The sequence below is a fragment of the Alteromonas sp. NFXS44 genome (assembly GCF_040148705.1).
Taxonomy (GTDB): Bacteria; Pseudomonadota; Gammaproteobacteria; order Enterobacterales; family Alteromonadaceae; genus Alteromonas.
Window position 1 is genome coordinate 742,886 of record NZ_JAGDEA010000005.1, and the last position, 15,956, is coordinate 758,841.

The 15,956-nt window shown below is 50.8% G+C and carries 8 protein-coding genes; 6 read left to right on the forward strand and 2 right to left on the reverse strand.

Translation table 11 applies throughout. The features are described 5' to 3' along the window. The first annotated feature begins 10 nt into the window (after positions 1-10). Together J3369_RS08590 and J3369_RS08595 are read left to right on the forward strand one after the other, a co-directional pair. Complete coding sequence (locus J3369_RS08590) at positions 11-1,687, forward strand: AMP-binding protein (RefSeq protein WP_502877423.1); 1,677 nt, start codon at positions 11-13, stop codon at positions 1,685-1,687. A 91-nt stretch (positions 1,688-1,778) separates the two neighbouring features. Further along, positions 1,779-2,174, forward strand: a complete 396-nt coding sequence (locus J3369_RS08595; RefSeq protein ID WP_349585794.1) for a hypothetical protein — start codon at positions 1,779-1,781, stop codon at positions 2,172-2,174. 65 nt (positions 2,175-2,239) lie between these two features. On the opposite strand, the gene J3369_RS08600 is transcribed toward J3369_RS08595, so the two are convergent. Further along, positions 2,240-2,893, reverse strand: a complete 654-nt coding sequence (locus J3369_RS08600; RefSeq protein ID WP_349585796.1) for a dUTP diphosphatase — start codon at positions 2,891-2,893, stop codon at positions 2,240-2,242. Positions 2,894-3,357: 464 nt separating this feature from the next. Between J3369_RS08600 and recC the strand changes: the two genes are divergently transcribed. The 3 genes from recC to recD are packed head-to-tail and all read left to right on the forward strand — an operon-like array spanning position 3,358 to position 12,136. Next, on the forward strand, positions 3,358-6,693 hold the full coding sequence (recC, locus tag J3369_RS08605) for an exodeoxyribonuclease V subunit gamma (RefSeq protein WP_349585798.1): 3,336 nt from the start codon (positions 3,358-3,360) through the stop codon (positions 6,691-6,693). Further along, positions 6,690-10,286 (forward strand): exodeoxyribonuclease V subunit beta, encoded by a 3,597-nt coding sequence (gene recB / locus J3369_RS08610; protein WP_349585800.1) that lies wholly within the window; start codon positions 6,690-6,692, stop codon positions 10,284-10,286. Before recC ends, recB begins: the two co-directional genes overlap by 4 nt. Next, positions 10,283-12,136 (forward strand): exodeoxyribonuclease V subunit alpha, encoded by a 1,854-nt coding sequence (recD, locus tag J3369_RS08615; protein ID WP_349585802.1) that lies wholly within the window; start codon positions 10,283-10,285, stop codon positions 12,134-12,136. Before recB ends, recD begins: the two co-directional genes overlap by 4 nt. 3 nt (positions 12,137-12,139) lie before the next feature. Here recD and J3369_RS08620 read toward each other — a convergent pair whose 3' ends face one another. Next, positions 12,140-13,180 carry a M14 family metallopeptidase gene (locus J3369_RS08620; RefSeq protein ID WP_349585804.1) on the reverse strand — a complete coding sequence of 347 codons (1,041 nt, stop codon included), beginning with the start codon at positions 13,178-13,180 and terminating at the stop codon, positions 12,140-12,142. 357 nt (positions 13,181-13,537) lie between these two features. On the opposite strand from J3369_RS08620, the gene J3369_RS08625 reads away from it, so the two are divergent. Continuing rightward, positions 13,538-15,901, forward strand: coding sequence for a zinc-dependent metalloprotease (locus J3369_RS08625; RefSeq protein WP_349586225.1), 2,364 nt, complete (start codon positions 13,538-13,540; stop codon positions 15,899-15,901). Positions 15,902-15,956 lie beyond the last annotated feature (55 nt).

Genomic DNA, 15,956 nt, shown 5'->3' on the forward strand with positions numbered 1-15,956 from the left:
AACGGATGTAATGTCAATGACTCTAGCCGTCGTAAATGAAAATCAGCAAGTTCAGTATAGTCCTCTGGCCATGCTGTACCATTGGGAAAATACCCGACCTGCCGATACCTTTCTCGTTCAGCCTTCAGAGGGTCATTATCAACCTTATTCCTACGCGCAGGTTGCCGGTCTTGCAAGACGGGTTGCCCGACGGTTAACTGAGTTGTCACTGCCTGCCGGCAGCCGTATCGGTATTTTCGCTAAAAATTGCGCGGAATGGTTTGTCGTTGATCTCGGGATCATGATGGCTGGTCATATTTCGGTACCCATTTTTGCCTCTGCCGGCGGGGATACACTGAATTATGTTATTCGCCATGCAGATATTAAGCTCATGTTCATCGGCAAACTGGATAAGCCCGATACGCAATTACCTGCTGTGCCGGCTGACTTGCATACTGTGGCAATGCCTTATCCCGGGATCCCTGCCAGCGAGCAATGGGAAGCCTTTATTGCCTGCGAACCGCTAGCCGGCTCGCCTGATCGTGATCTTGATGATGTAATGACCATTATCTACACCTCCGGCAGCACCGGCGAGCCTAAAGGTGTGGTGCACAGTTTTCGCAGTATCTGCTGGGCAGCGGCTAATTCACTGGAAGCGCTGACGTTCTGTGCCACCGACCGGATGATGAGTTATTTGCCGCTGGCGCACATCACCGAACGGGTACTGGTAGAACTGGCCAGTTTCTATGCCGGCGGAAAAATCCACTTTGTCGAATCCCTTGATACCTTCCAGCGGGACGTAAAACATTGTCAGCCCACCTTGTTTATTTCTGTACCGCGGCTGTGGACCAAGTTCAGAGATGGTGTGCTGGGCAAAATGCCGCAGAAAAAATTGTCTTTGCTGTTAGCTATTCCTTTTATCAATTCCATGGTGAAAAAGAAGATACAGCAGGGATTGGGGTTATCAGAAGCACGCTTGTTTGCCAGCGGTTCAGCACCATTGGCTCCCGCTATTATCAGTTGGTTCAGTAAGATTGGTATTCCCATCAGTGAAGGCTGGGGAATGACGGAAAACAGCGCATACGGGTCTGCCTGCGTACCGTTCCGGCAGGATAAAATAGGTAAAATTGGAAAGGCCTATAAAGGTGTGGATATCCGTATCAGCAGTGAAGGCGAAATTCAGGTTAAATCTCCCTGTAACATGGTGGAGTATTACCTGGACCCGGTAAAAACGGCGGAAGTCCTGACCCCTGACGGCTTTCTGAAAACCGGTGATAAGGGAGAAATTGACAACGAAGGGTACGTGAAAATTACCGGACGCCTGAAGGATATATTTAAAACAGAAAAAGGAAAATATGTGACGCCGGCGCCTATTGAAGCCCGCATCATGGAGAATGATTTAATTGAGCAGGTGTGTGTCGTCGGTACCGGATTGCCTCAACCGGTGGCCTTACTGGTGTTATCGGAGGAAGCAGCTAAGCAACCCAAACTGACACTCGAAACCCGTTTGCAAAGCACACTGAACGCAGTAAACAGCAATCTGGAAAGCCATCAGAAGCTTGATCATATGCTGGTGATCAATGAGGAGTGGACCATCGACAATGGGTTACTCACCCCCACGCTGAAAGTGAAGCGACATGTGCTGGAGGAGCGGTATAAGTCAGTGATTCTGGCCGGATACCGGGAACCGGTTGTGTGGATTAACTAAATTTTTTGGTTAAATTTAATACAGTTTTCAGTTTCTCTGTTACTATTGAAACTCTCCGGGTCGCCGGGGTCCGGCATGCAAAGGAACGCTTATGAAAATGAATGTATTACCCGCCACATTAGTATTCGCTTCACTGGCCTTATCTGCTTCAGCACACGCTGACGTTGCTGACTACATGAAAGCTGCCGGTGCGTTCTGCGACAAGCTGAAAGTGTGTATATCGCTGGAAATGGAAAAAGAAATGGGCGGCGAAGTTCCCCCTCAAATGCGCGGGATGGTAGAAGGTATGGCCGACCAGATGTGTCAGCAATATGTACCTGAAATGTTCGAAGAGAAATTTGCTGCGCACGAAGACATAGTGGAGAAAAGTACAGAGTGTCTTAATGAGATGCTTGATATTGACTGCAGTGAGTTTGAAGACTTAAATGAACCCGCTTCATGCAAAGAAGCTGAATCTATGGCAAAGGCCAGGGGTCTGATTGAATAGCCTCTTAGCCCGGATGAAAAAGTAGAAAGCTCACTAAGAAGTGAGCTTTTTACTATGATTTATTCTCAGGCAGGATAGCGTTCTGCCAGTCCTGCGTAAACCTGATCAGCGTAGCCTTCGTGGTTGATATCAAGCGCCGCTAATACTTCCACAAGGTGTTCATTATCTTCCCGGCCTTGCCACTCTTTAATATAGGTTCCGGCTTTATAACCATTATCCTGACGGAAAAAGTTCAGCACATTCTTACCCACATACTGGCGAAACAACTCATCACTACTCATTTCGCTTTGACCGGCGATATACATAAACAATGGCACACTGAAACGTTTTGCCGCACAAAGGCCGGCCATCAGTTCCAGGTTATCCAGCAGCGACTGCTGTTCCGGATGATATTCTGTGCCATCAAACTGCACTTGCACTGAAGTCTGTGCAAGTTGTGCCGCCAGTGCATCAGCAGTTGCCTGCACATCACCCTGATAATCAATAATGCTTGCAGACAGGGCAAAGTGCCAGATATCGACCAGCTCCATCTGTAACTGAGGTAAATCTTTCTGTTGCGCTTTCCACCACTTCCAGCCGTGGTGCTCAATAGCCTCTACCGATTCCACCATCGCGGCACGCAGGTAACCATATCCGGCGGTTAACCACTGAGGGTTCACTTTGGTGTTCATTTTATTTTGCAGCGAGAGCATGGTGGCGAGTTGTTGTTGGCTTAGCATGATTTTCTTTATAACGACTGTTTGATGAAGGAATTGTATAGGAACCGGAAACGGGATAAAAGCACCTTCAGGTTGCCTTTTCTTGGTGCGTTTGCACCAAAACAAAAAAACTGCTTTCGCAGTTTTTTGACAGGGTTAAGGCTAAGCTTTTGAATTTTATAGATTATTGTTTTATGGCACGCATAGTGCCTTATCTAAAGTGTTATCTGTGCTTTCTCCTGGCGTTAACCTTTTCCGGTGCCAGGCAACGCCGCGAACCGGTTGTCACGAGTGAGCCCGTAACCTTGCCCATACAGATTTTTCGTGTCCTGAGGTCTGTATGGGTTTTTTTATCCGCACAATTCTACCTCAAGGCCATTTTTTAGCCAACCGTTTATTTATTGAACTTTAGTCTGTTTTTTGCTGCTGGCTCATTCTCACGTTATCCCGTAACATGGAAAAAAACGCGTGAATTCAGGTGATCATTGCTAGCCCTTTATCCCTCAAACAAGCTCGAACATCTCAGTTTTTTATTGTCAGCGTTGCTTAGCCAACAGAACCAGTCGGAAGACACGGCCACTCTGTTCACACCGCAAACGATTCTGGTTGAAAGCCCCGGTATGCAACACTGGCTGAACATGTCACTGGCTCAGGACCGTTCCGTGGCGATGAACCTGTCATTCCCTTTGCCGGTCAGGTTCATGTGGGATACCGCACGTAAAATACTCGGGGAAGAACGGGTGCCGAAGCAGTCGCCGTTTCGGCGGGAAGTGCTGGTATGGCGGATTGACGCCATCATCCGCAGCGCTGCATTCTGTGAATTGCCGGAGGCTGAAGCGGTAAACCGTTACTGGCAGCAGTGCAGTAATGAAGAGGAAGCCAGTGTACAGCGCCTTCAATTTGCCACGGCGCTGGCAGACGTATACGAACAATACTTGTTATTCCGGCCTCAGTGGCTGTTCGCCTGGGAAGAAGGGAAGGGGGCAGACACCGGTAACAGCGATGAAATCTGGCAGGCTGTTATTTGGCGCGCGCTGGTAAAAGAGAACCGCGATCATCCGGCCCGGCTTCATGCCGGTGCGATGCAAGCACTGGCAGAACGGGGCAGCGAACTGTCCTTACCGGAAAATATCATTGTTTTTGCCATTAACACCATGGCCCCGCAACTGGTGCAATTTCTCGATGCACTGGCTGTGCACACACATATCCATGTGTTTCACCTTAATCCCAGTGTGAATTACTGGGGCGAGGTAAAAAGTAACAAAGAGCAGGCGAAACTGTTACGGGAGTCCGGCCTGGCCCAATGGCAGGAAGCCCGGCCGGACAACCCCCTGTTAGGTAATCTGGGTCAGCAGGGGCGTGATTTGTTTAACCTGCTTACCCCCCTTGAAAGCTATGAAGTCAGCGCATTCGACACCGATCCCGTGGTGACAGAAGAGCTGGCCGGCCGGCGCCTGCATGCCATGCAGGAGGATATCTTACATGCCTGCGCACCTGAAGCCCGTTCCGGTTTTAACAGCGAAGACAACAGCATTACAGTTGTCAGTGCCCATACGGCGCTGCGGGAAGTTCAGGCACTGCACGATTACCTGCTGACGTTAATGAATACCGCTGGTGCTGACGGTGAAACCCCGTTAAAACCCTCTGATATTGTAGTGATGTGTCCTGCAATTGAAGAATATGCCCCGTTTGTGGAAGCGGTTTTTCACCGCGTGGGTACGCCGTCACCGGGCGATACTGAACCGCCCCGTATTCCGTGCTCCATCGCAGACCGTGCGCCCCTTGATGCCGAACCTATGATAGCCGCTTTTGTACGGTTACTCAGTTTGCCTGACAGTCGCTTTGAGGTTAGTCAGATCATTGATTATCTGCGTCTTGAACCGGTTCAGCGAAAGTTCCGGCTTACCTCTGAAGACATCGATATGATGAGCGAATGGTTGCACCGGGCACATGTGCACTGGGGTCGAAACGCTGCACATAAATCTGCCTTACTTGATAAGGATGCGGCTGAGACCTTTACCTGGGCCTGGGGATTGCGACGTCTGCTCACCGGCATGACCATGACGGACTCGCCGTTAATAGCCGGCGATATTCTGACTATTCCTGATGTGGAAGGGCAGAGTACAGTATTGCTGGGTAAGCTGATCCACTTACTTGAAGCGCTTTCGTTATTTGCCTCAGAATTGAAAGCGCCGCGAAATGCTGAAGACTGGCATGATTATCTCAATGAGATGAAAGCAGAATGTTTTGAAGCTACACCGGAAGATATGCCCGGCTGGGAAGCAATATCCAAAGCCACTGCTGATCTGGTAACTCATTGTGAGCAGGCTGGTTTCAGTGATGAACTTACACTGAGTCAAATCCGTGCGGTGCTGGTGAAAAAATTCACAACGCCGGATGCGGCTAACCACTTCCTCACTGGTCAGGTAACCTTTTGTTCCATGTTGCCTATGCGTAGCATCCCTTTCAAAGTGGTGTGTATTCTTGGCCTTAATGACGGTGAATTTCCCCGTCAATCAGCGCCGCTCAGCATCGACTTAATGGCAAAGACGCCCCGTAAAACCGGTGACCGTTCAAGACGTCTGGAAGATCGCTATCTGTTTCTGGAAGCATTAATCTCTGCCCGTGAATACTTGTTTCTGAGTTATCAGGGACGGCGGGGAAAAGACAATACAGAACGTCAGCCGAGCCTGGTGTTATCAGAATTACTTGCGGTTCTCAGCAGCGGGTATGAATTTAAGCCATCCTGTGTCCGGCAGTTACCTTTACATCCGTTCAGTCCCGCCAACTTTGCCGGTGATATGCCATCGTTTGAAAGCGGCTGGTTCCGTCTGGCCGGTGCGGTAACGACTGTACCTGACGGAAGTCAGGGTGAGTTTGCTGCTACTTCTGCCCCGTTGCCACAGGCTGTTGTCAGCACGGACGATATGGCAGGCGTTTTCGACAACCCGCTGCGGGCATTTGCCGGTCAGAGGCTGGGTGTCCGGCTGGAACAGGCTGAACCTTTGCTCGCCGATGAGGAGCCCTTCAGTGAAAACAATCTGCTGCGGTTTAATGCGTTAAGGGCCTTTACGGAGGCGGGTATTCACCAGCAGGATAAGACACTGGTGAGAGAAACGTTACAAAAAAGCGGTGACTTTCCTGATACCCCGCTGACACCTGCACTGATGGAAAGCTGGGAACAGGCAGGCGCACAATTATCTTCAAGCCCGGGTTTGCATATGGCAGAGCAGAACTATGTCAGCGCTGATCTTGGGGAATTACAGTTAGAAGCCGGTGCCTGGCTTGGCAGCGACGGCCTTAAAATGCTGCATTACGGTTCGCAGAACGCTAAAAGGATGATGGCTCAGTACCTGACGTTGTTGTGTTTTAACGCAAACGGGAATGATATGCCCCTGCAGGTTTTTTACCTGAAATGGGCAAAGGGACAGGCAGAGCTCAGGCAGGCGACATGGCACCCTGTCATGATGGAAGAAGCTCAGCAACGTCTTGAAGAAATTGGAGCATTGTACAGGCAGATATTAAGCGAACCGGTGCCTTGTTTTGCCGGGCTGGCAGTAGAACTAACGAAAAAATATACCGGTGGCCGGAAAAAAGAAAAGCCACAAATCCCGCTATCACAATGGTTGTCATCGCCTGAGGGCTTAAAAACCTGGGAGAACGCACTGGACAGCGGTTTTATGCAGGCAAGCATCAACGACGACCCGTATGTGCGCTGGTTCTTCCCGCAAGGCTTGCTACCGGATCAATTTCCCTGTGAAGCCGCAGAGCGGTTTTTCGTGCCGCTGTTGTTAAATCAGAAAGATGGAAAAGTCTCGTGAGTGTATCTTCCGTGCAATCTTCCCCCCTTGATGTTATTGCCATGCCCCTTCGCGGCCGGCACTTAATTGAAGCCAGTGCCGGAACCGGTAAAACCTTCAATATCACCCGTATTTACCTGCGGCTGTTGCTGGAAAAAAACTTTACCGTGCAACAGATCCTGGTCATGACGTTTACCAAAGCGGCCACAGAAGAAATTAAAGGGCGTATAGGTGAAACCCTTCGCGAAGCTGTTGATTTGTGGCGGCATGCGGCTTCTCAATCATCGTTACCGGACAGCGCCGATCCGGTATTTCACGCGCTGTATGCTGTTGCTCCGGGTGAGCAGGGGCTGGCAAAGCTGGAAGCGGCTCTACTGGAACTGGATGAAGCCGCGGTATTCACCATTCATGGTTTTTGTAATCACGTGTTGTCCCAACTGGCGTTTGCCAGCGGCTCGCCCATGTCTCTGACGCTTGAAACGGAAACACAGGCTCTCTGGGAAGAAGCGGCGGCAGACTGGATACGGGTTATGGCATTGCAACCGCACCAATATGCGTTGCTCGCAGAAGCGGGCTGGCATGTGCCCGGGCAGTTTATCGCTGAATTTAATCAGGCTATTAAGAGTGAGCTGGAGCCGGAATACTGCGATGATGAAGCTGTTCTGCGCCAGTATGAAAAAGGGCTGTACAATCTGAAAGTGCGCTTTCAGCACACGTTTCATGATTTATACAGCGAACTGAAAATCCATGAAGCGCTCATCAGCGAAAAACTTATTTTAAGTAAAAAAGGCAGTGAGCGGGATGAGCGGGCAGCAGAATGGGAAGTGTTGCTGAACTGGCTGGAAGCGAAGCGGATTAGTGCTCCGGATAAAGCGGCGAAAGAATTTGTCAAAGGCACCAGGTATGCCAGACAAAAAGAGGTGAAAGCGGTCCTGGAGCCGGTTAAAGATTTCATCAATACCCTGGAAAAAGAGCTGGCGCAGCTGGATGCGGCAAAACAAAAAAATGAACAGCAACAACCGCTGTATAAACTGGTCTGTGAAGGCTTTGCATGGATACGGCAGCATGTGGCTAATGCAAAACGCAGGTTGGGCATTGTCGATTTTGACGACCTGATCCGTCTGCTGGCGCAGAAGGTGAGAGGTGGCGATGACACGCTGAAAAAAGCGCTGCGGGCGTTATATCCGGTGGCACTGATTGATGAATTTCAGGATACCGACGACAGCCAGTACAGTATTTTATCTGCGGTTTATCCTTCCGGCAGTGATGATTTGACCCTGATGATGATTGGCGATCCTAAGCAGGCGATTTACGGGTTCAGAGGCGGGGATATTTTCACTTATCTGGAAGCTGGCCGTCAGGCGGATTACCGGTGGGTGATGGACACAAACTGGCGCTCTGTTGCGCCCATGGTCGACGCCTATAACCGTCTCTTTTACGGTGCGCCTGTCGAAACGCAAGCTCGCGATGTCTTCGGTTACGGCATCCGGTACGAGCCGGTAAAATCGACTGAACATGCCAAAGCCGCGAAACATCCCTTAAGCGATCCTGCTGAACGTGCCTCACTGAATTATGTGGTACTGGAAGCTGAAGAAGACACGCCGGCCAATGCCAATACGTTGTCCCTGCAACTGGCTAACTGGATGAGTCATGAGATCCAACGCTTGCTGTCTGAGGCAATGTTGGGAGATACAGCTTTACAGCCTGCTGATATCGCCATTCTCGTCCGCTCCGGGCCGGAAGCCGATCTGGTCAAAAAGGCATTGCGGCAGGTCGGGCTGGGTTCGGTTTATCTCAGCACCAGTACCTCTTTGTTCGCATCGGCAGAAGCTGCAGATTTATACCGTGTACTCGACGGCATATGGCACAGTGAGCAAATACGGCGTCTTTCTGCTGCCCTTGCCAGTCCGCTGATGGGGTATCCCCATGAAGAGCTCGTTGCCATGCTTCATGATGAAGACGATGACCTGTGGGAAGACTGCATGGCGGAAGTGGGCACACTTCGCCAGATATGGCTGAAACAGGGTTGTATGGCCGTCGTACTGAATTTGTTGCGGCGCAGGTTCCGGGTCACCGGCCGGGATACTGAACGGCAACTGACCAACTATATGCATCTCGCGGAAGTGCTGGAACAACAGGCGTCGGCCACATTGCAGCCAGAACAGCTACTGCAATGGTTGCATCGTCAGGTACATGATCCTCAGTACGGTGAGGAACAAATCCAGCGCCTTGAGAGCGATGCGCGGCTGATTCAAATCATTACTCAGCACGGCTCTAAAGGCCTGGAATACCCGGTGGTTTTTGTGCCTTTTGCCAGCCGCTACCGTGACCCGGTAAAACAGGGCACCCGGGATCTGACAATTTATAAATACTACAACAGCGAAACCGGAAAGCAGACCCTGCAACTCGGGGCCACTGAGGAAGTGGCGGCACAGGTCCGTGATGAAGGTGAAGCGGAAGCCATGCGCTTACTGTATGTGGCCATTACCCGTGCGGCACACCGGTGTTACTTAGGCGTAGCCCCCTATAAAAACAATGAACGCTCAGCGCTGGGTAAAGCCGCTGATGTGAAAGCCGGAGAAAGCTGGTACTTGCCGCTAAACAAAGTGGAGCAGGAGAACGGCGGGCATACCCGCTATTTGCAGGCCGCTGAATTACCTGCAGAGCCTCATTCTGATCACACTGCTTTCGCGCAAGCCAGTGAAGTACCACTGGCAATCAGCCAGTTCAGAGGCTCCGTTGAAGATGCATGGCGCTTATATTCTTTTACCGCGCTGACCAGACAGCAGATTGCGGTTAAACAGACGGCCCGTGACGAAGAAACCGACCTTGCAGTGCCGGGAAACGAGCCTGTAGCAGGCGAATTACCCATCCGTTTTACCCTTGAAAAAGGGGCAACGGCCGGTAACTTGCTGCACGATTTGCTGGAAGTAACCGATTTCACTGCGCCAGACTGGCAGTCTCATCGCAGTCTGGCCAATCGCTTAAGCCTGAGTGATGATGATTTCAGCGCGCTCAGCTGCTGGATGGACGAAGTACTCGCCACGCCGCTCTGCGCCCCGGGACTGCGCGTTCCCCTCAACAGCCTGTCGCTGCCCGTTACATTGCGGGAGGCAGAATTTTATTTTCCGGTAGAGAAAGCCAACTGGTGGTCAATAAGCCGTATCCTTACTGCCCATCGCAGCGCAGTAAACGGCGATAACGCGCTGGCAGTACCCAAGTTATCGCGGCCCATGCTGGAAGGTATGATGCACGGCTTCATCGATTTAATCTTTGAACATGACGGGCGTTTTTATGTGGCGGATTATAAGTCCACCCATCTGGGCGATGCGTTCACCGGTTATTCTTTCAATGCGCTGGCGCACAATAATCAGCACCATTTGTACGACCTGCAATATTTATTGTATGCACTGGCATTGCACCGGTTTCTGACGGTCAGTAAACCGGATTATGACATTCACCGCCACCTTGGCGGGGTGTTTTATCTTTATGTGCGCGGCATGCATCCTGACAACAGCGGCAGTGAAGGCGTGTTCTATACGCCCCTTGCGGCTGAACTCATTCTTGCACTGGATGCCGCCTTCAAAGGTGAAACCGGGGAGGTCGCGTTATGACAATACCTGCCATGAAAACCTACGCTGGTATCGAATCCATTGATTATTATTTTGCCCGCCATTATGCGCAGGCAGTGGATGCTTCAATCCGCACTGACGCGTTTCACTTGCTGGTGGCATTGTCATGGCACTTGCGTCAGGGACATACCTGCCTGCCACTGGCAGAAATTGCCGGAAAGCAATTGTTTGATGATGAGGAACAGGAATGTGACGGGGTGACGTTTGCGGAACTCACACCCCTCATCAGGCTGGCAAGAACACTGGCTGAAACCTTTGAAGATCCGCAACAGATGGTTTATCACAGAGGCAAGCTATATACCGCCCGCTACCATGATTTTGAACAGGTTGTAGCAAAAGGAGTAGTGCAGCGACTGCACGCCAGACAATTTGCTGATGAAGACTATACGCGGTTGCAAAAGATCTGGCGGTATCTGTTTCCGGTGACGCCGGTTCCGGAACAGGACTGGCAGCAGATCGCGGTTGCCTGTGCGCTGACTCGGGAATTTGCAGTGATTAATGGCGGCCCCGGGACAGGAAAAACTTACACCGTAGCCCGTTTACTGCTGGCATTGCAGGCATCGTCGGAAAAAGCGCTGAACATTAAACTGGCGGCGCCTACCGGAAAAGCGGCTCAACGTTTAACAGAGTCAGTGAGTGACAGCCTGAATGGCATTGCCGGCGCAGATGTTGAGCCACTTAAAGCGCGCATAGTCACACAGGCCAGCACCTTGCACCGGTTACTGGGGATCCGGCCAAACCGGGTCAGACCGCGGCATCATTCCGATAATCCGGTGCAGTGTGACGTACTCATTATCGATGAGGCTTCAATGGTGGATCTTGCCCTGATGGCGCGGGTTTTCCGTGCCTTACCGGATCACGCCAGGGTATATCTGGTGGGCGATGCTAATCAGTTACCTTCCGTTGAGTCCGGCAATGTGCTGGAAGCGCTGGCTGGCAATGATGACGACCGTCATCTTACTGTGCCTGCCGGGCTTGCTGCACACGTACATAAATTGTGTCCGCATCTACCCGGTCTTGCCACCGACGATGACCAGCTTACTACCGTGTTTTCTCTGAAGGTCAGTCAGCGTTACAGCGGAAAACTGGCAGAAATTGCAGTGGCGGTGAGAACCGGTAACAGCGATGACATGCTGGCAAGGCTGACGCGGGTGAGTGAGCCGGTAACCGGTTTGTTGAGCCCGGAAGATGTAGTGCTCATGCCGCCACCTGAAAACGCGGATTTCACCAAACTGGTAAAAGACAGCTTCGCGCCACTGCAGCAGGCAACATCACCGGCTTCTGCACTGGCTGCAATGGGGCAATGCCGGTGGCTGACGCCGGTACGTAACGGCAAACAAAGCGTTAGCGAACTGAATGCGTCCATAGAGCGCATTTTGCAGCCCGGTAAGCTGAATGGCCGGGACATCCATTATACAGGAAGGCCGGTGATGGTCATGGAAAATGACTATACACAGCGATTGTTTAATGGGGATACGGGCGTGATCTGGCCGGATGACAACAAACAGCTTAAAGCATGGTTTACTGATGACCAGGGCGCGTTAAGGGCGGTGAGTTTATCCCGGTTACCTGCAGTAGAAACGGTGTATGCCATGACCATACACAAATCACAGGGATCGGAGTTTCAGCGGGTGGTAATGTGGTTGCCGGAAGCAAGCGGTAAAGCAGCCAGCTTATTTACCCGCGAACTGTTATATACCGGACTGACCAGGGCGAAAAAAGGGTGTGTGATGATAGGTCACACTCAGCGGATCAAAGAGATAATCGCTCAGCGGGCTACCCGTTTCTCCGGCTTACAGGCATGCATTGAAGAAAACTGGCATCACAGCTGAACATCAAACCTGAAAATAAAACAGGCAATCTGATTTAGCCGTTTCTGCCAGCCGGTTTACTACAATGAGCATCATGGGCATGGTCACTGTAAGACAATGATCGTCAGCACAGAACCAGGTGCTGACGGCTTCTCTGGGGCTTCTTCCGGCGATGCGGAAGTGGTTGAGTTTATGATGGTCCACCCATCCGAGTACATCGCCGGGATTGACCTGTGTAAAACTCAAACCGGATATGTCCTGCCGCAACGTGCAATTGACACCAAACACCGGTTTATCTGAATACGTCAGCGCCGCACTTCTTCGCAGTTCAAGTCTTCGCGGCTGTTTAAGTACGTTAACCAGCTGACGGGGACGGATTGATTCGGTTTGCCAGAAATGCATCAGCCCTTTGTATAACTGACTACGCTGAAGACCGGTATATTCCGCCGGTGCATAGACAGAAATGAGGGGATAATCTGCAGATAAATCCGTAATCGCACCGGTCTTCTGGGGAGACCAGAGCATATTGCCGGAGAAAAAAGACGTCAAAGCACAGGTATCTCTGTTTTCTGTCGCCGAAATGGCAAAGGTTTCTGTGAGCACGCAGGAGTCGTGAATATCAACCAGCGCACCGGGTTGCCATTTGTCAATCTGGTTGAGCAGTGCATTGGCGGGATGTCCGGGCTGGCAGATGAAAGGGTCGCGAAAGCAACGGTTGAGATCCCGCTGACCCGGTAAAAACGGATGACTGAATTGAGGAAGCAGTTTCGCTGCTTCCACCGAGATAATCACAATTTTCATGTCCGTGGCAGGTTCGCCCCCATGGATCATGATGGCCAGTAATGTTCGCAAACTGTTGCTGTTGTCTCCGTGCAGCAGGCTGGTAATCACCCTGCAGGGTGTTTCTTTCCCCTTTTTTTCCTTCCCTTTGATGTACAGTACTGACGGGCCGGGCAATTGAGTTATGAAATCTGTTGCAGAGGCGGGGAGCAGTGCGGTATCAACATCATAAAAGTGATAGAAGCCGTCCTGATCAGTATCGGTTTTCCGGAATGCCGCCGTCATAATTATTCCTGTATCGCCATGAGATCCGTTATTCACAGAAAGCATAGTTGCCCGTGGTTTTTATGCGTTGACGCAGATCAAGAGGAAGGATTTCTGCAGAGATGGCCACAGTCCGGAAGAAATTTCACCCGACATTCGTGGTAAAGGCGGGAGAGTTTAATCGCAAAACCAGCGTTATTCAGCGTGTGATCTTGCACCTTGCGAAATAATCAGGGTAGGGTAGGAAACGGAACTTCCCGTTCACTAAAACATAATAAATATAAATCCGCGCAGGCTTTTCTGCCTGTCGCAGACGTTCAGACACGACACTTGTTGAACTTATAATTTGGAGAACTCACTTTGCGCAAATCCCTCTCGATGTTGCTGCTGCTTGTCAGCAGTAATCTGTGGGCCGCACTGCCGTCGGTATCTGACTTTACGAAGGATATGACCCGCAGTGATGGCTACCTGCCATTCTATTACGATGCCGGCTCAGACAAAATTTATCTGCTGGTTAATAAACCTGATACCCAAATGCTGTTGCAGACCAGTCTGCCCCAGGGGGTAGGTTCTAATGATATTGGTCTGGATCGTGGTCAGCTTGGCCTGGCTCACCTGATTGTGTTTGAACGTCACGGCAATAAAGTGCTGATGAAAGAGCTGAACACCCGCTACCGTTCAGTCTCAGATAATGCTGCCGAACTGGCCAGTATTGATGAAGCCTTTGCAGACTCCGTGCTGGCGGGTTTTACCGCAGTCGCTGAGAACGGTGACAACGTCCTGGTAGATTATACGTCGTATCTGCTCAGTGACGTGCACGGTATATCAAACCGTCTTACCCGTGCGAAGCAGGGCAGTTATAAACCTGACCCGTCACGCAGTGCCGTTTTTCTTCCACGCAGCAAAGGTTTTCCAAAAAATACGGAGCTGGAGTCTATTGTTACTTTTGCAGGTAGCAATCCCGGTGAGTATGTAAAGCAGGTTACCCCCAGTGCGGAAAGTATCACTGTGCATTTGCATCACTCGTTTGTAGAGTTACCTGAACCGGGTTATACGCCGCGGGCATATCATCCTTTTGCAGGGTACGGTAAGCAATATTATTACGACTACGCGACGGATATTACTGAACCTACTGAAGTAAAATACATAGCCCGTCACCGTCTGCAAAAGAAAGACATTGATGCAAAGATGAGTGAGCCGGTAGAACCTATTATTTATTACCTTGATCCCGGTATTCCGGAACCGGTAATGAGTGCGCTTAAAGAGGGTGCAAGCTGGTGGAATCAGGCTTATGAAGCTATCGGCTATAAAGATGCTTTCCAGGTAAAAGTATTGCCTGAAGGTGCAGATCCTATGGACATCCGTTACAACATGATTAACTGGGTTCACCGTGCAACCCGTGGCTGGTCATACGGTTATTCAGTGAAAGACCCCCGTACCGGTGAAATCATTAAAGGCAATGTGACGCTTGGTTCGTTGCGGGTCCGTCAGGATTTTCTGATTGCTCTGGGTATGACCAGCCCGTTTGACGGTGAGCAGACAACAGATGCCCAGAAAGAGATGGCGCTGGCCCGTATCCGTCAGTTGTCAGCTCACGAAGTGGGACACACACTGGGCTTGTCGCATAATTTTGCTGCCAGTGAAGACGGCCGCGAGTCTGTGATGGATTATCCTCATCCACTTATCAGCGTTAAGAACGACAAAATCGTGCTGGATGACGCATATGATACCGGTATGGGCAAGTGGGATTTCCACACGATTGCTTACGGCTACCAGGACTATGCTTCAGAGGAAGCTGAAGCTGCCGGACTGGCTGCATTAATTGAATCGGACCGTGAAAAGGGTCTCGAATTTAAAACCGACTGGGACACCCGTTCTGCTTATCACCCTTCAAGTAATGGTCATATGTGGGACAACGGCAATGATCCGCTGGATGCCTTTGATGAAATGGCCGGTATTCGTAGTCTGGCGCTGAAAAACTTTGGTATGAATTCTATTCCTGATAATGCCAGTTTGTCGTCTCTGGAAGACGTACTTGTGCCGGTTTATCTGTCTCACCGTTATCAACTGGAAGCGGTTTCCAAGCAGATTGGCGGCCTGGACTATGAATATGAACGCAAAGGTGATTACAGCAAACCAAAAGGTGTGAGTTTTGTTGCTGCTGAGCGTCAGAAGCGGGCACTGAAACAATTGCTTGAAGCGACGTCACCGGCTTTCCTGCGCTTACCGGATGAAGTGCTTGCCCTTATCCCGCCTACGGCATTCGGCGATGATATTACCCGAGAGCAATTCAAAAGCCGTATGGGACTGGCATTCGACCCTGTCAGTGCCGCAGAAGCCGCAGCCAACTTCAGTTACAGCCTGTTACTGCATCCTGAACGCCTGAACCGTGTCTCCTGGCAGGCCAGCCAGTCGAAAGGGATCCCTGACGTGGCAGAAATTGCCGGCCGCATTTTTGCTATGCACTGGTACGACAAAAAACAGGCTGATTATGGTCTGAATGCCAGATTGCGCATGGTGGCGCTGAACGCTGTTATAAAAGCGGCATCGTCAGATGAACTGGCGCCGGAGGCGAAGCTGGCGCTGAATGATGCGCTTATGGAGCTTGACGAGTGGCTGGATGATAAAAGTAAATTGCCGGGTTCTGAGCTGTTACATAAACAACTCGGCGTATACTTTGAAACAGGCAGCTGGCCGGGTGCATTCGAACCTAAACCTCTGCCACCGGGTTCACCTATTTAAGCGTTGTCAGCAGTCAGTTTGTCTGCTGAATTTCCGGTATAAAAAAACGGCGCTT